Below are 18,044 nucleotides of genomic sequence, written 5' to 3' on the forward strand. Positions count from 1 at the left end.
TGTGGAGGGCTCTCATGTGTTACTCCTTTGCTGTGCCCAGCAATGGATTGCTCTCGGAGCTACCAATTAATTTCCAGAATGACGGGTTGTCTTGGGACCAGCTGCGCTTAGATCAAGAGTGGGAGAAATCTTCTAGTAAGGAAGAGATTAAACATGTGCTGGGCTTGAGGGGGCAGCCCCGTGCGAGTCAGTTCCGGCTGGTAGAGCCTGGTCAGCGCGCATACCCTCGATATTTTGCTCCAGGTATCGTGTGCGATGAGAGCAAGAATTGGCTGCGCCCATTACGATATTCGATCCGCCCATCAAATTCAGCTTGGGACTTATCAACCAAATACAGCCTTTATAACGCCCGCCTGGATAGGTTGCTGGAGCAAAGACTTGGCGACCCCTGATAGGTCATCGGCATGGTATCTTACCATTCACCAGCTTCTTCGAATGGGTAGAACGGAAGGGTAAGAAAACCCAGATACAGTTCATACCAGAGGGGGGGAGCTTAATGTGGGCGCCAATTCTATGGGATTACTGGACGTCTCCGGGTAAAGAGGTCGGCTACTTCTCATGCACCTTGATTACTGATGACCCTGCTCCTGAAGTTGAAGCAGCAGGACATGATCGCAGCCCAATTTTCCTTGATGCTGATTACGTGGAAGCTTGGCTTGACGCGGAATCAGGCAGCGCAGAGGGGTGGCAGGAATTTCTGAAGGGGCATCGTGAGACAGTAGCTTATCGCCACTCTTTAGCTGCATGACTAAAGCAGGCTTACTGGTCAAGTATTTCGCTTGGTAGTCACCATTCTACATCCGTATGCTGTATATAAATACAGTGTTTAGGTGTTTCATGAAATCTATCCCTTTCATTAGTGGCGGCGTTCCATGCGGCTTTCCCTCTCCAGCAGATGACCACCTGGAAGCGGCTCTTAGCCTTGATGACCATCTAGTTACCAGGCCGGCTGCAACGTACATGGTCCGCGCTAATGGTGACTCTATGATTAATGCTGGCATCCACGATGGTGACCTTCTCATAGTCGATCGGTCTCTTGCGCCAGTGCACGGCGATGTGGTTGTTGTGGCTCTGGATGGCCAGCTCACTTTCAAGATATTGGATCGACGTCGTGGAAGATTGCTTCCGGCTAACTCTAACTATCCAGCAATACCCATATGGGAGGGACAAGAATTGATAGTGGAGGGGGTGGTTCAGGCATCAGTGAGGTATCACAGGGGTGACTAATGGTGGGCGTCGAGTGAAGCGCTCCAAAAATTAAGTGGGGGACCACAAAAAGCAGAAACAAAAAAGCCCTGAAAAATCAGGGCTTTCTGTATGAATAATGGCGGTGGGGCAGGGATTCGAACCCTGGGACCTGTTACAGTCAACGGTTTTCAAGACCGCCGCTTTCGACCACTCAGCCACCCCACCAAATTGTGCTGTGCATTATACATAGCTTCGTGCTACATACAAGTGCCGTTTTAAATTTTTTCAATTAGTTCAATGGGTTAGGTGATTTATTGACCAGTCAAGGGCAATTCTTCAGATGTAAAAAGCCGCCAGCAGTTAAACTGCTGGCGGCTTTGATGGTTGCTTAGCCTGCTTCTGCAGAATTGTGGTCAGTATTGGCCTGTGTTACTTGACGTGCCATACGCGGGTCATTGGCTGGGCGTGCAAGTGCGCGAGGGCTGTGCTGGATGGCCGCTGGTTGAGCGGTGTCTAGCGGCTGCTGGGAGCCTATGTCACGATGCTCAGTCACGATTGCCAACTCCAGCAATGGCTTGGGGTTGATGCGCGGGTCGTTGCCGGCGCGTCCCTGAGTTGCCGGCGTAGCGATTTCCTCAGAAGCTTTAGCTTCTGCAGCCATCATTTCCTCTCTGGCGATAGCGTCGCCTTGCTCTACCGATGCCTTTGCGGCTTCACTGGCTTCTTTTAGGGCAGTTTCTTCAGTATCTTCAGTTGCTGAGGTAGCCTCCACGTTAGTAGCAGGTGCCGACACTTTTGTGGCTTTTACTTCTTGAGAGGCTTTGGGGGTTACCAGGGTAGGTGAGGGTTGCTCTTCTCTGGTTGCAGTAACCTTTTCAGGTGTTACTGGCTGTGCCTTTGGGGGGGGCTCTGCAACTGGTTTTACTTCCGCTTGGCTTTCAGAAACCTTAGGCGCAAAAGGCTTTTGCTCGGGAGCCTTCACTACAGGCTTGGGCTCGGTTTCCTGGGTGGGCTCGGGAGCTTTTTGCTCTTTGTGCTTGGGCTTCGCCGCCTCACTCACAGGAGCTTCGCTTAAGTTTTTGGCTGCGGTATCCCTGGATTTCCTGGCTTCACTTTCCGCTTCGTCAATCGCTTCATTGACTTCGCGATTTAGCTCTTCCTGGCTCTGAGCTACGGCTGTGGCGGCAGTGTTTTCTGTACGGCGGCCACGACGACGAGCTTGTGGACGGCCGCGAACATTGCTGGGGCGACGTGCCGGGCGATCCTGATCAGCGCTTTCATCTACCTGTGCGATGTTTTCGTTAGTGTTACCCTCGGAGACGTTGCCGCGATTTTCATCTTTACGGCGATTGTCTCCGCTGCGGCGGCGGCGGCGACGGCGCTGTCCTTCACCGCGGTCGGCTCCGCTATCACGCTCATCGAACGGCTTTGCGGCCTGCCTGGCTTCGCGCAGGTCATCGCTCTTGCCATCTTCACGGCGATCGTCTTTGCGGCGAGCCTGGCGCTCATTGCGATTACCCCGGTTACCACCGCGCTGATTGCGATTGCGGTTGCGATTGCGCTGGTAATCTTTACCGCGGTTTTGGGACTTCTGATGTTTCTTGGGCTCTTCTTCTTTGCTGGTGAAAAGCTCAGCAATAGCGCTTATCAGGCGGCTAAACAGACCTGGCTCCGGTTTTTTCTCCGGAGTCGGGGCCGGTGCGGTGTGCGCGAGCGGCTGTACAACAGGTTGTGCTTGTGGGCGCTTTGGCTGCTCTTCTTTCTTGGTGACAGTTTCCTCTACGCTTCCAGATATTTTATAGGAGGTTTCGAGGGTAGATGTGTCGTCATCGCGTAGGCGCTGAACCTCAAAGTGCGGCGTTTCAATTTCCGCATTAGGTACGACCACTACGCGGGTTTTATTGCGTGACTCAATTTGGGAGATCGCCTTGCGCTTCTCGTTGAGGAGGTAGGTGGCAACATTTACCGGGGTAATTGCGCGAATCTCTGCGCTGCGCTCCTTCTTGGCCTCTTCTTCTACTAGGCGCAAGATAGAGAGGGCCAGAGATTTGGTGCCGCGAATAGTGCCTTGGCCGCTACAGCGGGGGCAAACGCGGAAGGTGGTTTCACCGAGAGATGGGCGCAGGCGCTGGCGTGACATTTCCAGCAAGCCGAAGCGGGAGATGCGGCCAACTTGTACACGGGCGCGGTCCATGCTGAGAGCTTTCTCCATGCGCTTTTCAACTTCGCGCTGATTGGACTTGCTTTGCATGTCGATAAAGTCGATCACGACCAGGCCGCCCATATCGCGCAGGCGCAGCTGGCGGGCAATCTCATCGGCGGCTTCCAGGTTGATGTTGCGCGCGGTCTCCTCAATGTCTCCGCCTTTGGTGGCGCGGGAGGAGTTGATATCAATGGAGACCAGTGCTTCAGTCACATCAATAACGATTGAGCCACCGGAGGGAAGTTTTACTTCGCGTTCAAAGGCGGTCTCAATCTGGCTTTCGATTTGGTATCGGTTGAAGAGCGGAATGCTATCTTCGTAGAACTTTACCTTGTGGGCGTAGTGGGGCATTACTTGTTCAGCAAAGCCCTTTACTAGTTTAAAGGCATCCGCATCATCAACAATAACTTCACCAATATCATCGCGCATGTAATCGCGAATCGCTCGGATGATTACATTGCTTTCCTGGAAGAGGAATTCGGGCGCGCTATTTTTGTCCGCTGATTCTTTGATTAAGCTCCACAGTTGCAGGAGGTAGTTGAGATCCCATTGCAGCTCTTCGCCACTGCGGCCCACACCGGCGGTGCGTACAATCATGCCCATGCCAGAGGGGACATCCACGCTGGCTAGGGCGTCACGTAGTTCAGAGCGTTCATCGCCCTCAATGCGACGGGAGATGCCGCCGGCACGGGGGTTGTTCGGCATTAGTACCAGGTAGCGCCCGGCGAGACTGATAAATGTGGTGAGGGCAGCGCCTTTGTTGCCGCGCTCTTCCTTATCTACCTGGACAACAACCTCCATCCCCTCTTTGACGACATCTTTAATCTTGATGCGGCCTTCGATGTCCTTGGGTTGCTTGAGGAAGTATTCTCGGGAAATTTCTTTCAGGGGAAGGAAGCCGTGGCGCTCTTCACCGTAGTCGACGAATGCGGCTTCAAGCGAGGGTTCTACACGGGTGATTTTACCTTTGTAGATGTTGGCTTTTTTCTGTTGACGGGTGCGATTTTCAATATCCAGGTCATAGAGCCACTGGCCGTCCACCAGTGCTACACGCAACTCCTCAGGCTGGGTTGCGTTGATCAACATTCTCTTCATGCGTGTCGATTTCCTTGCGTTGCGCAAAGGTGAGACACCGCTCATTGCAGGCTTGCTTATGGGCCGCCAAGAGGAGATGACCTGGTGGCGGGGCAGGGAAGTTAGAGAGGCTGTCTGTTCCGCAAATTCAGTCTACGCGGCCTTTCGAGACGAGCGTTCGCCCAACATTCCACTGCAAAAACTCCGGATATGCGATGCTGTGCTGCTATCCGTTGGCACTTACTAGTACCTTTCTTCCTTTAGTACCTTACGTTTAGTACTGCCCTGTACCGGGGCCGTGGGTTTCCATGGCCGGGTTGGGCGCCACCCTTGGGTCAGTTTCAAGCTGGGTGGCAAGGTTTGCGTCATCGTTTCTAGCTCTGTAGCTCGGCTTTTGGCCGCTACTCTTCTTCTATATTTTGTTGACCAGGTTAAAGTAAGCAGTTGTCTCCTGGTTGCCAGTTCGGTCGCTGGCATCATCTACAGAGCGGGACGCAAGTTTTGAGTCGTCCTTTCAAGCGCTGCGGGTCGCGGCCCGTCTTACCTTCGCGATTGTTACCCACTTAACTGTGGGCTGTTGTGCTGGTGAGGCCCCCTTGAGATTCTCGTTTTGGGGAGTGCTCATCAGCTAAGTTTTTATCAATAACACGGGTATGCCCGCGCACTGGCCGAACAGCAGTATTTTCTCCGAAGCCATGGCTATTTCTTCATGTGGGAAGCCGCCGATGACCGAAAACCAGCCGAATTCAGGCTGGCCGAATATAGCACGGGCAGGGAGGTGCTTCAATTGTCCTTGCAGCGGCGCTATGATGCGCATCATGCGAAGTACACCTCCCCTGAAAACGGCTGCGGCCGACACTCCCTCTGATACCTGGAACCCCTCTGGCGGCGTGCAGTTTTTGACTGTGCCTGAAGAGCTGGCTGGGCAGAGGATTGACAATTTCCTTCAGGCGCGCCTAAAAGGTGTGCCCCGTTCACGCGTTTACCGAATCCTGCGCAAGGGTGAGGTAAGGGTAAATAAAGGACGGGTAAAGGCAGAATACAAGCTCGCGGCGGGCGATGTGGTGCGTGTGCCGCCAATTCGTGCGGCAGAGCAGGCTCCTGCCCCCCATGCTGGAGAGCAGCTGCGCCAGTTGGTACACGACTCCATACTTTATGATGACAAGGGCCTACTTGTGATCAATAAGCCTGCCGGCCTTGCCGTTCATGGCGGTAGTGGCGTCCGGCTTGGCTTGATTGAAGTGCTCCGGCAGATGTATCCGCAGAGCCCATTTATTGAGCTTGTGCATCGCCTCGACCGGGATACTAGCGGTGCGATCATGGTGGCGCGCAAGCGTAATGTTTTACAGCATGTGCAGGCGGAACTGAGGGGCGGACGGATTGGGAAGTCTTATCTGGCGCTGGCGGTAGGTAAATGGCCTCGAGGTAGGAGGGTTGTTGAAGCCCCGTTGCGTAAAAATACCCTCAAGAGTGGTGAGCGGATGGTCTCGGTGCATCAGGATGGAAAGGCTTCCGAGACGCGCTTCCAGGTGTTGGAGCGTTTTAAAGCGGCAACACTGCTGGGCGCAGAGCCGGTAACCGGGCGCACCCACCAGATTCGCGTGCACGCCCAGTTTGTTGGTTGTCCCCTGGCGGGTGATAGTAAGTACACCGGTGATGAGGATAGCCGTGCGTTTCGTGAGCGAGGTCTTAAGCGTCTTTTCCTGCACTCGGCTTCTGTGCGCTGCACGCTTCCAGACGGCACCGATGTGCATGTTGAAGCGCCGCTACCCACTGAAATGCAAGCGCTATTAAAGAAGTTGCGAGACGAGTAAAGGGGCGCGGCGATGCTGGTTATTCTCGATTGGGATGGCACTGTTTGTAATTCCGAGGCGCGGATTGTTGACTGCATGCTGCGCGCAGCGGCGCGAGTTGGTTTGCCGGCACTTTCTCCTGGAGCGGTGAGCAATATTATTGGGTTGGGTTTGCCGGAGGCGGTGGCCACTCTTTTTCCCGAGGCTGTTGATAAAGATCGGCAAGCCTTGAAGCAATTCTATTCAGAGGAGTGGATGGCGGCGCGAGTGGAACCCCTACCTTTATTTGATGGGGTTTTAGATACTTTGGATGCGTTGCTTTGCCAGGGGCATCAGTTGGCGGTCGCCACGGGGAAGAGTCGTCGAGGCCTCAGTCGGGAGTTTGAAGAGCATGGCATGGAGCACTTATTTATAGCGAGCCGCTGTGCAGATGAAACTGCTTCCAAGCCAGACCCATTGATGCTGAGTGAGCTGCTAGCTGAAGTTGACTGCGGTGTTGATGATGCGGTGATGGTTGGTGACACCACTTATGACTTGGCAATGGCGGCAGCGATTGGTATGCCCGCCGTGGGGGTTAGCTATGGCGCCCATTGCCCAAGTCGCCTGCGGGAGTGTAATCCTCAGGCGATTATCGATGAGTTTTCCGGGTTGCTGGGTTGGCCGCCGCTTAGCTCTTAGCAGTTGATTTCAGTGGATCTATACCAAATTCGCCGAGCAGATCTACCAGGCGAATTAGGGGTAAACCTATAAGAGTGTTAATGTCGGTGCCGTCGAGCTTTTCAAATAATGCTATACCGAGGCCCTCCACTTTAAATGAGCCTGCACAATCGTAGGGCTCTTCCAGCTCAATATATTTTTCAATTTGCGGAAGGCTGAGTGGCCGGAAATACACTGTAAAGGTTTCCACGGTGCTCACTTGGCGGTTGCTTGCGCTTTCCAGCAAAGACAGCCCTGTATGGAAGGTAACTTTGTTGCCGGAGCAGGCCTGTAGTTGAGCAATGGCTTTGTCGCGATTACCGGGCTTGCCCAGAATTTGCCCCCGGCATTCTGCAACCTGGTCGGAGCCGATGATCAGGGATTGGGGGTTGTCTCGCATTAAAGCGCGAGATTTTTCCTGTGCGAGCCTTAAGGCAAGGGCGCCAGCGGCCTCCCCTGGCTTGGCATCTTCATTTATATGGGGAGACGCGGTCTGAAAGGGGAGGTGGAGTTGCTTCAGTAGCGCCCTGCGGTAGGGGGAACTGGAAGCTAGTATCAGTGTGGAGGCCATTATTTGGGCGGTTCCATGGTTGTTAGGTCAAAGTTTGTGACCGAGCGATACTGCAGTGACTGAATTGTTTTGACAAGGGTAGGGTGAGTCCATAGAATTGCGCGCTTATGTCGATAGCCCCCTCTAAATCAGTATTGCCTAAGAGCGTTGACGCTCGAAAATTGGTGCAGCGCGAGCAGTATCTGGAAGGTATTTTGCCTCTGGAGTCACTGCAGCGACTACGTGAAGCCGTTGAGTCTGTGAAAGGGGAGGTCGAGGCTGAAATCCAATTTGGCCGCGACCTGCAAAATCACCTCACTGTTAGCGGTAAGGTGCACTGCACGGTGGATTTGTTATGCCAGCGTTGCCTGCATCCTGTGGGCGAGCAGCTCGAGGCGCAGTTTTGCTGGGGTATCGTTTGGTCTGAAGAGCAGGGCAAGGCTCTTCCCAAAGACTTGGATCCGGTGATTCAGGATGGCGATGAGCTGGACTTACACCAGATCCTCGAAGATGAAATTTTGCTCAATCTGCCGATGGTGGCTTATCACGATGAGGAGTGTGTCTCTAAGGAGACTTTCCATATTGGTGAGAAGGCATCTGAAGCGGGTGAGCAACGGGAAAACCCCTTTAAAGTGCTGGAGCAGTTGAAGGGTTCTTCGGGAAAATCCTAGATTTTCTCTTAGAGTTTGGGCTCGCCGGTAGGCGCCCCGGTTCCAGCGAAATTTGTTTATTTTAGGAGCTAGCAATGGCTGTTCAACAAAACAAGAAGACTCGTTCCCGTCGCGGTATGCGCCGTTCACACGACGCGCTAGGCGCCGGTGCAACTCTCTCCGTAGACCCGACTACTGGTGAAAAGCACCGTCGCCACCACGTGACCAAAGATGGTTTCTACCGTGGTCGCAAGGTGATCGACATCGGCGGCGGCTCCGAAGAAGAGTAAGCTTTGTCCAGCCAATTGCGATTGGCCGTGGATGCAATGGGCGGGGACTTAGGTCCCCGCTCTGTCGTTCCGGCCTGTATTAGATTTCTTCAAAATTTCCCTGAAGCGCAGTTGAAACTTTTCGGCCCGCGCGCGCAATTAGAAGCTCTGCTCCTCGAGCAGCGCCACGCCCAAATTCCCGATCGCCTTGAAATCATCCCTTGTGAGCAGGTTGTTACCCAAGAGTGCAACCCTTTGCAGGCGGTTCGCCATAAGCGCAACTCCACCATGGCACAAGCTCTAAAAGCTGTGGCGGAAGGTAGTGCCCAGGCAATGGTTACCTCTGGAAATACCGGCGCCCTTTTGGCCTTAAGTCGCAGTGTTCTGGGTAATATTGAGGGCGTTCGCAAGCCGGCACTGGGCAAGTCTGTACCCTCAGGGCACGGTTCCTGCTACCTTTTGGATCTCGGCGCAAATGTGGGGTGCAGCGCGGAAGATCTACTGCAGTTTGCGCGTATGGGTATTGAGGCTCAGCATCTCCACACTGGCGTTCCGCGTGCGGACATTGAGGTTGCACTGCTGAATATTGGTGCCGAGGCGCACAAAGGTACTGCTGAAATACGCAGGGCGGCCGAGCTCCTCGAGGGGGATCCACAGGTTAACTATGTGGGTTTTGTGGAGGGGCACGACATCTTTACCGGGGCTGTCGATGTAGTTGTGTGCGACGGTTTGATGGGAAATGTTGCCATGAAATCCGCCGAAGGCGTGATTAGACTGATGGGTCAAAAAGCGTTCACCATTGAGAAAAAGGGGTGTTTCAAACGTTTTTTTGGCCAATTAGCCATAAAGCTGTTGCGAAAATGGCGCACACAGGTGGAACCCGCTCGCTATAATGGCGCCAGCTTTGTAGGGGTGAAGGGCAACGTGATTAAAAGTCACGGGGGTGCCAGCAGCGAAGCTTTTTACCGGGCTATGGTGACGGCAAAAGAATGTGCCGATGCCGATTTGGCTGCCAGAGTTGGCGCCGCCTTGGTACAAGCTGGCGAGCGAAACTCAAAGGAAATGGGGTAGATACTACACCTCCCTCCTACTGAAATTTGCCAAACAGGTTTAAGGATATCTTATGACCAATGCCGCGCTTGCATTCGTCTTTCCGGGGCAGGGATCTCAAAAGATCGGCATGCTCTCCGAAATTGCTCAGGAGGCCCCTGAAATCCAATCCACCTTTGCTGAAGCCTCAGAAGTTCTGGGATATGACCTCTGGGATCTCTGTCAAAATGGTGAGCAGGAAGCAATCAATCTTACCCAGCGTACACAACCTCTTCTTTTAGCCTCCAGTGTTGCTCTCTATCGCCATTGGCGCGCTCGTGGTGGTGCGGTGCCCGCTCGCATGGCAGGGCATAGTCTTGGGGAGTGGTCGGCATTGGTGTGTTCCGGTGTCCTGGCTTTTAAAGATGCTGTCCACCTGGTTCGTGAACGTGGCCGCCTGATGCAGGAAGCTGTACCCGTGGGTACAGGAGCTATGGCCGCAGTGATAGGGCTTGATGATGATGTGGTGGGAGAGCTCTGTGCTAAAGCCGCTCAAGGTGAAGTGGTGGCTGCGGTGAACTACAACTCTCCGGGCCAGATCGTAATTGCAGGCAATAGTGCTGCTGTAGAAAGGACGATAGATGCCTGTAAGGCGGCCGGTGCAAAGCGTGCCATGCCTTTGCCGGTGAGTGCGCCATTTCATACTGAGTTAATGCGTCCGGCAGCGGAGAAGCTCGCCCCTCAGATCGAGGCGGCGGAATTCAGTGCCCCGCAAATCCCTGTTGTACACAACGTGCATGCCGAAACTGAATCTGATCCTGCGAAGATCAAGGCTTTGATGATTGAGCAGATATATAGTCCGGTTCGCTGGACTGCCTGTGCGCAAAAGCTGATAAACGATGGTGCTTCCCAGCTGGTCGAGTGTGGTCCGGGTAAGGTGCTGGCTGGTCTCATCAAGCGTATTGATCGCAGTGCCGTTTGTCACGGTATAGACACTCCCAGCAGCTTTAATGAAGCGCTGAGATCTACAGCCGCCTGAGTTGCTCAGGCACGATGGCAATGGTCAAATAAGGATAAAGCAAGTATGAGTCTGAAGACCTCCCTTGAGGGCAAAGTTGCCCTGGTCACTGGTGCCAGTCGCGGCATAGGTGCAGCAATTGCGGATATGTTGGGCAGCCAAGGCGCAGTGGTCATCGGTACTGCCACTAGTGCTGGTGGTGCCGAAAAAATTAGTGCGCGTTTCGCCGAGCAGGGCTTCAATGGCGCAGGTATGGTACTTGATGTCACCAGTGTGGAAAGTATCGCTGGGCTGCTAGAAGTAGTGAAAAATGATTTTGCGGCGCCGGCCATTTTGGTTAATAACGCGGGAATCACAAAAGACAATTTGCTCATGCGCATGAAAGATGATGAGTGGGACTCGGTGATCGAGACAAACTTATCCGCTGTCTACCGTATGACAAAAGCCTGCCTCAGAGATATGACTCGGGCGCGCTGGGGGCGTATCATCAATATCAGCTCCGTGGTGGGTAGCATGGGCAACGCGGGTCAGAGCAATTACGCGGCCACCAAGGCTGGAGTAGCAGGTTTTGCTCGGTCCCTGGCTGCAGAGATTGGCTCTCGCGGAATTACTGTGAATACGGTCGCCCCGGGTTTTATTGATACCGATATGACCAAAGTACTGCCTGAGGCGCAGCGCGAGGCGCTTCTTGGTAAGATCCCTCTGGGTCGTTTGGGGCAGCCCGAAGAGATTGCCTCTGTTGTGGCCTTCCTGGCGAGTGATGCCGGAGCTTATGTCACGGGGGAGACGATACATGTCAATGGCGGCATGTATATGGCCTGAGGTACGTTGAAAATATTTCAATAACCTATTGATTTTTAAAAGTTTTTTGTATTTGCTGATGGTGCCGCAGAGCCGTGCATTACAACCCTAAAAACTTGGGGTACAATGGCCTCTGAATTATCCAAAAGCTGTGTGAGCCGGTCGTTATCGCTGTTAATTGGATTGGCGAAATAACAATAGCGACTAAAACAGATTTTTACCCACTAGGAGTTAAATTGAATCATGAGCAGCATTGAAGAGCGCGTTAAAAAGATCGTTGCTGAACAACTGGGCGTGAAGGAAGAAGACGTTAAGCCTGAAGCCTCTTTTGTTGAAGATCTGGGCGCGGACTCACTCGACACAGTTGAGTTGGTAATGGCTTTGGAAGAGGAATTCGAAACCGAAATCCCCGATGAAGAAGCTGAGAAAATCACAACTGTTCAGCTGGCAATTGATTACATCAAGGACAACCTTGGTTAATTCCTGCTGGGTGGTTTAGGCGCGAACAGTTTTATTACTGTGCGTAGCCAAGCGTTTCTGAGAGCCGTTCTATGTTACATAGCGCGGCTCTCTTTATATTTGCACTATGGAATTGTGACTGCTGTTCTAGTGTTGATTCCTTCGTATGTAGATTGAAGGGAGAGCAGTGGCAGTAAGAGTTTCGGGGGGACCGCAGTGTCGCACAGAAGAGTTGTTGTAACCGGAATGGGCGCAGTGAGCCCGCTGGGTAACACCGTAGAGGAGACTTGGTCTGGCATCCTAAAGGGCGTCAGTGGAGCTGCTCCAATAGAGTCATTTGATGTTTCGGCGTTCTCAACCCGCTTCGCCGCTATGGTGAAAGATTTTGATCCGACTCCTTATGTAGCCGCAAAAGATGCGCGCAAGATGGACACTTTCTTGCAATATGGCCTGGTTGCGGGTAACCAGGCGATGGAAGATAGCGGTCTAGAAATTAATGAAGAGAATGCGTCGCGTATGGGGACCTGTATCGGTTCCGGTATGGGAGGCATTTTGGCTATTGAAGATAATGCCCTGTTGATTGCCGACAAGGGCCCCCGACGAGTGTCACCATTTTTTGTGCCGGGTGCCATCATCAATATGGTCGCTGGCAATTTATCGATAAAATTTGGTCTTCGGGGCCCAAATCTCGCTGTCACAACAGCCTGTACTACTGGCACTCATGCTCTGGGATTGGGTATGCGGACCATTCAGTATGGCGATGCGGATGTTATGGTGTGTGGCGGGGCCGAAATGGTCACTACGCCTGTTGGGCTCGGTGGTTTCTGTGCGGCCAGAGCGCTCTCTACGCGCAATGATGACCCCAAGACGGCCAGCCGCCCGTGGGATAAAAGTCGAGATGGTTTTGTGCTGGGAGAGGGAGCTGCAGTACTTGTCCTGGAGGAGTACGAGCACGCGAAAGCCCGCGGCGCAAAGATTTACGCGGAGCTTGCAGGCTTTGGTATGAGTGGCGATGCCCATCATATGACTTCGCCTCCAGAAGATGGTGCTGGGGCTGCGCTCTCCATGCAGAATGCGCTTAATGACGCCGGTATGAATGCTGCTGATATCCAGTATATCAATGCACATGGCACCTCTACGCCATTGGGAGATACGGCTGAAATTCAGGCTGTTCGTGAGGTTTTTGCAGATTCTTTAGAAGAGCTGGCGGTAAGCTCTACAAAGTCTATGACTGGCCACCTTCTCGGTGCTGCAGGAGCTCTTGAAGCAGTTTTCTCTGTCCTCGCTCTGCGCGATCAGATGGCACCGCCAACAATCAATTTGTATGACCCAGACGAGGCTTGTGAAAATATCAACCTAGTGCCTCAGGAGGCCCAGCCTAGAGTAATTAATTCGGTACTATCTAACTCTTTTGGGTTTGGTGGCACCAATGGTTCATTAATCTTCAAGCGAACCTGATCTGTCTGCCCGCCTCTGGGCGGGCAACTCCCATCCTGATATGTGCAAATTGCCACAATTTTTTCTCAGAAGCCGACCTGTGCTGAGCTTGCCTGCTGATGAGAGTTACGAAGATGGAATCCTCGAAACCATGCGCTGTCACAACGGAAGGTTGCCGCTGTGGCCGCTACACCGAGAGCGCCTGGCCCGGAATGCTGGTTTGGATGAGCTGCTCCTTAAAGAGATTGATCAGTGCATACCCCGGTTGGTTGAGCAGCTTAACCAGAAAATGGCTATCGCCCGATTGCGGCTGGGTTCGGTTGGTGGTGAGTGGTGCTGGGATCTGTCCTTGTTGCCGCTAAAGTTGACTGCCGAGACTGAACTTGGAGTTCGACTTTACCCCTGTAAGACCTATCTACCACTTTCAAAAAGTAGGAACTTAGGCAGCAAACTTCTATGTCGCAATCGATATAATAAGGCGAAATCTGAGCTTCCTGACGGGGAGCGTATCGATGGCCTGATGTTAGATAGTGAGGGCAGGGTTATCGAGAGCTTGCGCTGTAATTTACTGGCTCGCTTTGGTAATACCTGGATAACGCCTGATTTGCATCGCTGTGGTGTCCGGGGCGTCATGCGGGACTGGTTATCCAGTGAGATTCAGTGGCAGGAGCGAGATTTAGAAATTCGGGATCTGAGCGGGGCTGATGAAGTAGCATTGTGTAACAGCGTGCGCGGGGTATTGCCGGTTGTCGAGATTATCGGTCGTCAACGTTGGTCGATCGGGGCTGGTGTTCGAGGGTTGCAGCATTTGATCATGGAAACATTGTGGTAAAGAAAAAGCGGACAAGTTCTCCTTTCAAGTTTTGGAAAATCCTGTTTAGTGGTTTTCTCCTCGTTGCCTTATTGGGCGGAGCCTCTCTGTGGATGTTACAGATGGCCCTAGCGACTCCACTGGCTGTGGGAGAAAAGGGCCTGCAATTCCAAGTGCAAAAAGGCAGCAGCTTATCTGGAACCTTGCGGAAACTGAAAAGTGACGGGGTGATTAGCTGGCCGCGATTGATTCTTGCCTATGCCTATTGGGAGGGCAAAACCGATATCCACTCTGGTGAGTATCTGATACCCAGCGGAAGTACGGCAGTGGATTTAATTACCCGGTTAAACCGGGGTGACGTCACCATTTATCGACTTACTTTAGTCGAGGGATGGACTTTCCGGCAGGCGCTGCAAAAGATTCGCTCGGGGCAGAGGGTTGTTAGATCTGAGGCTGGCAGTAGTGTCAGTGCCGCGGCCAGGGCTCTTGGCCTGAAAGAGGGTGCTGAGGAAGGTTGGATTTTCCCAGATACCTATGTATATCGCTCTGGGACTACAGATATTGAGCTTTTACGCGAAGCGTATGAACGTATGCAGCGCGTGCTGGATGAAGAGTGGCAGGCAAAAGAGGATGGCCTCCCTTACGCAACACCCTATGAGGCCTTGATTATGGCTTCGTTGATTGAAAAGGAAACTGGTCAGCCTTCCGAGCGAAGTCAAATTGCCGGAGTTTTTGTGCGGCGCCTAAATATGGGCATGCGCTTGCAAACCGATCCCACCGTAATTTATGGGCTGGGGGAAGACTATGATGGTAACCTCACCCGAGCACACCTTCGCCTGCCAACCCCGTATAATACTTATGTAATCAATGGGCTCCCCCCTACGCCAATTGCACTGCCGGGACGCGCGGCTATCCGCGCCGCACTGAACCCAAAGCCCGGCAAAAGCCTGTATTTTGTAGGTAAGGGGGATGGTTCACATCATTTCTCAGCCACTCTGACAGAGCACAACCGTGCGGTGCGGGAGTATCAGCTGAAAAGACGAGCGGATTACCGCTCCAGTCCGGCAAAAGGAAATTAGAAATAGTGTCGCGCGGAAAATTTATAACCCTGGAAGGCGGGGAGGGGGTTGGCAAGTCTACCAACCTGCAGTTTATCACCCAGTGGTTAGCTGATCGTAATATTCCATTTATTCAAACCCGTGAGCCAGGCGGCACTCCCCTGGCTGAGCAGCTGCGGGAGTTGCTACTGGCTAAGCGTGACGAGGCTGTTGATCCCACGGCGGAGCTGCTTATGGTTTTTGCCGCTCGAGCACAACATCTGGCGAAAGTGATTATCCCGGCCTTGAAACGGGGTGACTGGGTGATTTGTGACCGCTTTACTGATGCCACTTATGCCTACCAAGGTGGGGGGCGAGCGCTTGACAGGGCTCTAATCGAGCGCTTAGAAAATGATGTGCAGGGCGATTTGCGGCCTGATAAGGTGCTTCTTTTAGATTTGGACCCGCAAATAGGTTTACAGCGCGCTGCCAGTACTGGAGCTGCCGACCGGTTTGAAAGTGAGCAGCTGGCTTTCTTCCACCGGGTGCGTGAAGCTTATCGTGAACGTGCTCAGGCAGCCCCTTCGCGCTATGCCGTTGTCGATGCTAGTCAACCTTTAGTGCAGGTCCAGCAACAGCTGGGGCAGGAGTTACAGCGGCTTCTTTGATGCACGCTTTAAAATATGGTCACCACGAGTGTGGTGAAGTTTCCAGTTACAAATTTGGCAATTGGCAGTGTCTGAAGTACCTGAACATACCCCTATTCCTTCTTTACTACCCTGGCAAACGGAACAGTGGCAACGGCTTGGTACCCAGTGGCGCGCTGGTCGATGCCCTCATGCCCTATTACTGAGTGGCCAGCCTGGTCTTGGCAAACGCGCTTTTGCTGAGGCTTTTTCTGCGCTGGTATTGTGCGAGCAGCCCAGAGAAGGGCAGGCCTGTGGAAGTTGCAAGGATTGCCACCTTTGGCAGGCGGGGTCGCACCCGGATTTTCTTCGGGTAGAGCCTGAAAAGGTAGGCGGTCCGCTTAAGGTTGAACAGATTCGCCAGCTGGGGGATTTTGTCTCCCGCACCAGTGGGCGCGGGGGGGCGCGCTTGGTCTGGCTGGCGCCAGCGGAAGCTATGAACATCAATGCGGCCAATGCGCTATTAAAAAACCTGGAGGAGCCTGCGGCATCAGTGATTTTCCTTCTGGTCAGTGACTCTCCCGCAGGTTTACTGCCAACAATTCGCAGTCGTTGCCAAGCTGTTGCTTTTCCATCCCCTTCTGCAGAAATGGCATTGCAGTGGCTGCATGGATATGGTTTGAAGGAAGGTGCGGCAACCAAGGCCCTGGCGTTGGCCGGTGGGGCGCCATTATTGGCTACGCAATTGGCCGAGCCAAAATGCGAGGAAGTTCGGGAGCGCTTTCTGGGGGAGCTAATTGCCCTGGCTCAGGGTAGTGCAAGGGCTGTGGCAGCTGCAGGTCGCTGGGAGACTCCGCCCGAGCCTGCAGATCTGGCCCAGCTTATTCAATTTTGGCAGCAATGGGTTGCCCAAATGGCTAGGGTGCGCAGTTGTGATTCCACTGGCGATACTCAGGTTATGGCCCTTCTTCAGAGGTTCCCAGGAATAGGGCAAGGCAGTTTGCGCCCACTGTTTGGTTTCTACGATCACCTCGTTCAGGCGCGTAAGGGGCTTGCGAGTGGAGCGAATCCCAATCGCCGCTTGTTGCTGGAGGAGTTGATGATACGGTGGTCTAGGCTTTTTGCTTAATGAGAAATGTAAAGCCGTAACCTCACGCGGGGGCATTAAGCTTCTTTCTACCGGGAAGGTGTAGTGTTCTGGACAGAAACAGTACGCTCAGATAAGTTAGCGCAACATTTAAAACATTGAGGTTGAGCATGAAAGCCATGGGAGGCGGTGCCCGAAACGGCATCCTATCGCTGAAAATCCAGGATAAGTCGGTTCTCTATGCCGCTTATATGCCCTTTGTAAAAAATGGTGGCTTGTTTATCAGCACGGATAAATCCTACAGCCTCGGCGATGAAGTATTCCTGTTGTTAAGCTTGATGGATGAGCCGGAAAAAATTCCGGTGGCAGGCAAGGTTATCTGGATAACCCCTAATGGAGCCCAGGGAAACCGTACGCCGGGTATTGGCGTTCAGTTTGGTGACAAGGACAACATTGCACAAAACAAGATAGAAACTTACCTGGCTGGCACCCTTGAATCCAGTCGACCTACTCACACGTTGTAATTTTCACATGCTCGTAGATTCTCATTGTCACCTGGATAGACTGAAGCTCGATAAATTTGATGGCGATCTGGATGCAGTCTTGGAGTTCGCACGCAGCCGAGGAGTTGGGAAATTCCTATGTGTTGGTATCAGTCTGGAAAATGCAGATGCCGTCGTAGAAATTGCCTCAAAATATGAGGATGTTTTTTGCTCTATTGGAATACATCCGCTGGATGTTGAATCCGGTCTCGCTGGGGTGGACGAACTGATCGCGATGGCTGAGCGTCCCAAGGTAGTGGCACTTGGGGAGACTGGTCTTGATTATTATTACAGTACGGACACCAAAGAGACCCAACAGCAGAGCTTTATTGCTCACTTGCAGGCCGCAGGTCAGCTGGGGTTGCCGGTTATTGTGCACACACGCGATGCTCGTGAAGATACAATTCAGTTGATTCAAGAGTACGGAAACCCACAAACAGCCGGTGTATTGCATTGCTTTACTGAGAGCTGGGAGATGGCCAAGGCCGCATTAGATCTTAACTATTACATTTCCCTCTCCGGTATTGTGACATTTAAAAATGCTGAGGATCTGCGCGATGTTGCGCGCAAACTGCCCCTCGATCGCCTGTTGGTGGAAACAGATTCTCCCTACCTTGCACCGATTCCTTATCGTGGCAAGCCCAATATCCCGGCTTATGTGCGAGAAGTAGCCGAATTTATTGCTGAGTTGCGCGGAATTTCATACGAGCAGCTGGCTGAAATCACTACAGAAAACTTTCTCCGATTATTTCCTCGGGCTGCCTAAGCCCGGCT

21 protein-coding genes and 1 tRNA gene are annotated in these 18,044 nt (G+C 52.9%); 18 read left to right on the forward strand and 4 right to left on the reverse strand.

Annotated elements, in window-relative coordinates:
• Nucleotides 1-14 precede the first annotated feature (14 nt).
• The 3 genes from ACJJIT_RS08105 to ACJJIT_RS08115 all read left to right on the forward strand — a co-directional run bounded on the left by ACJJIT_RS08105 (nt 15) and on the right by ACJJIT_RS08115 (nt 1,227).
• On the forward strand, nt 15-392 hold the full coding sequence (locus ACJJIT_RS08105) for a hypothetical protein (RefSeq protein WP_444900602.1): 378 nt from the start codon (nt 15-17) through the stop codon (nt 390-392).
• Nucleotides 393-409: 17 nt separating this feature from the next.
• Nucleotides 410-748: an SOS response-associated peptidase family protein gene (locus ACJJIT_RS08110; protein ID WP_444900907.1), complete on the forward strand. Its 339-nt coding sequence runs from the start codon at nt 410-412 to the stop codon at nt 746-748.
• 89 nt (nt 749-837) lie between these two features.
• A complete protein-coding gene (locus ACJJIT_RS08115; protein ID WP_444900603.1) occupies nt 838-1,227 on the forward strand; it encodes a LexA family protein in 390 nt (129 codons plus the stop codon).
• Nucleotides 1,228-1,325: 98 nt separating this feature from the next.
• Here the strand turns inward: ACJJIT_RS08115 and ACJJIT_RS08120 are convergent.
• The 3 genes from ACJJIT_RS08120 to ACJJIT_RS08130 all read right to left on the reverse strand — a co-directional run bounded on the left by ACJJIT_RS08120 (nt 1,326) and on the right by ACJJIT_RS08130 (nt 5,285).
• A tRNA-Ser gene (locus tag ACJJIT_RS08120) sits at nt 1,326-1,413 on the reverse strand.
• A gap of 163 nt (nt 1,414-1,576) precedes the next feature.
• Nucleotides 1,577-4,486 (reverse strand): Rne/Rng family ribonuclease, encoded by a 2,910-nt coding sequence (locus ACJJIT_RS08125; RefSeq protein WP_444900604.1) that lies wholly within the window; start codon nt 4,484-4,486, stop codon nt 1,577-1,579.
• 607 nt (nt 4,487-5,093) lie between these two features.
• A complete protein-coding gene (locus tag ACJJIT_RS08130) occupies nt 5,094-5,285 on the reverse strand; it encodes a hypothetical protein (protein WP_444900605.1) in 192 nt (63 codons plus the stop codon).
• Between ACJJIT_RS08130 and rluC the strand changes: the two genes are divergently transcribed.
• Nucleotides 5,284-6,279, forward strand: a complete 996-nt coding sequence (gene rluC, locus ACJJIT_RS08135) for a 23S rRNA pseudouridine(955/2504/2580) synthase RluC (RefSeq protein WP_444900606.1) — start codon at nt 5,284-5,286, stop codon at nt 6,277-6,279. The genes ACJJIT_RS08130 and rluC overlap by 2 nt on opposite strands.
• Before the next feature lie 12 nt (nt 6,280-6,291).
• On the forward strand, nt 6,292-6,936 hold the full coding sequence (locus ACJJIT_RS08140) for an HAD-IA family hydrolase (protein WP_444900607.1): 645 nt from the start codon (nt 6,292-6,294) through the stop codon (nt 6,934-6,936).
• Here the strand turns inward: ACJJIT_RS08140 and ACJJIT_RS08145 are convergent.
• Nucleotides 6,926-7,525: a Maf family protein gene (locus tag ACJJIT_RS08145; protein WP_252081840.1), complete on the reverse strand. Its 600-nt coding sequence runs from the start codon at nt 7,523-7,525 to the stop codon at nt 6,926-6,928. The two genes, ACJJIT_RS08140 and ACJJIT_RS08145, sit on opposite strands and share 11 nt — an antisense overlap.
• A gap of 107 nt (nt 7,526-7,632) precedes the next feature.
• Here ACJJIT_RS08145 and ACJJIT_RS08150 point away from each other — a divergent pair, with 107 nt between their 5' ends.
• From ACJJIT_RS08150 to ACJJIT_RS08210, 13 genes are all read left to right on the forward strand, one after another.
• Nucleotides 7,633-8,175, forward strand: coding sequence for a YceD family protein (locus ACJJIT_RS08150; RefSeq protein WP_252081839.1), 543 nt, complete (start codon nt 7,633-7,635; stop codon nt 8,173-8,175).
• 74 nt (nt 8,176-8,249) lie between these two features.
• A complete protein-coding gene (gene rpmF, locus ACJJIT_RS08155) occupies nt 8,250-8,444 on the forward strand; it encodes a 50S ribosomal protein L32 (RefSeq protein WP_252081838.1) in 195 nt (64 codons plus the stop codon).
• A gap of 3 nt (nt 8,445-8,447) precedes the next feature.
• Nucleotides 8,448-9,494, forward strand: coding sequence for a phosphate acyltransferase PlsX (gene plsX / locus ACJJIT_RS08160; protein ID WP_444884690.1), 1,047 nt, complete (start codon nt 8,448-8,450; stop codon nt 9,492-9,494).
• 52 nt (nt 9,495-9,546) lie between these two features.
• Nucleotides 9,547-10,491, forward strand: coding sequence for an ACP S-malonyltransferase (gene fabD, locus ACJJIT_RS08165; RefSeq protein ID WP_444900608.1), 945 nt, complete (start codon nt 9,547-9,549; stop codon nt 10,489-10,491).
• Between the two features lie 45 nt (nt 10,492-10,536).
• A complete protein-coding gene (gene fabG, locus ACJJIT_RS08170; protein WP_444900609.1) occupies nt 10,537-11,292 on the forward strand; it encodes a 3-oxoacyl-ACP reductase FabG in 756 nt (251 codons plus the stop codon).
• Nucleotides 11,293-11,514: 222 nt separating this feature from the next.
• Nucleotides 11,515-11,751: an acyl carrier protein gene (gene acpP, locus ACJJIT_RS08175; protein WP_152453358.1), complete on the forward strand. Its 237-nt coding sequence runs from the start codon at nt 11,515-11,517 to the stop codon at nt 11,749-11,751.
• A 195-nt stretch (nt 11,752-11,946) separates the two neighbouring features.
• Nucleotides 11,947-13,188 (forward strand): beta-ketoacyl-ACP synthase II, encoded by a 1,242-nt coding sequence (gene fabF / locus ACJJIT_RS08180; protein ID WP_252081834.1) that lies wholly within the window; start codon nt 11,947-11,949, stop codon nt 13,186-13,188.
• Nucleotides 13,189-13,267: 79 nt separating this feature from the next.
• Nucleotides 13,268-13,999 carry an aminotransferase class IV gene (locus ACJJIT_RS08185; RefSeq protein ID WP_444884692.1) on the forward strand — a complete coding sequence of 244 codons (732 nt, stop codon included), beginning with the start codon at nt 13,268-13,270 and terminating at the stop codon, nt 13,997-13,999.
• A complete protein-coding gene (gene mltG, locus ACJJIT_RS08190; protein WP_444900610.1) occupies nt 13,993-15,057 on the forward strand; it encodes an endolytic transglycosylase MltG in 1,065 nt (354 codons plus the stop codon). Before ACJJIT_RS08185 ends, mltG begins: the two co-directional genes overlap by 7 nt.
• Before the next feature lie 5 nt (nt 15,058-15,062).
• Nucleotides 15,063-15,683, forward strand: a complete 621-nt coding sequence (tmk, locus tag ACJJIT_RS08195) for a dTMP kinase (RefSeq protein ID WP_444886359.1) — start codon at nt 15,063-15,065, stop codon at nt 15,681-15,683.
• A gap of 67 nt (nt 15,684-15,750) precedes the next feature.
• On the forward strand, nt 15,751-16,770 hold the full coding sequence (locus tag ACJJIT_RS08200; protein WP_444900611.1) for a DNA polymerase III subunit delta': 1,020 nt from the start codon (nt 15,751-15,753) through the stop codon (nt 16,768-16,770).
• 128 nt (nt 16,771-16,898) lie between these two features.
• Nucleotides 16,899-17,252, forward strand: coding sequence for a PilZ domain-containing protein (locus ACJJIT_RS08205; RefSeq protein WP_020415211.1), 354 nt, complete (start codon nt 16,899-16,901; stop codon nt 17,250-17,252).
• 7 nt (nt 17,253-17,259) lie between these two features.
• On the forward strand, nt 17,260-18,036 hold the full coding sequence (locus ACJJIT_RS08210) for a TatD family hydrolase (RefSeq protein ID WP_444900612.1): 777 nt from the start codon (nt 17,260-17,262) through the stop codon (nt 18,034-18,036).
• Nucleotides 18,037-18,044: the final 8 nt, after the last annotated feature.

It is taken from the genome of Microbulbifer mixtoriginis (SeqCode), from assembly GCF_052467515.1.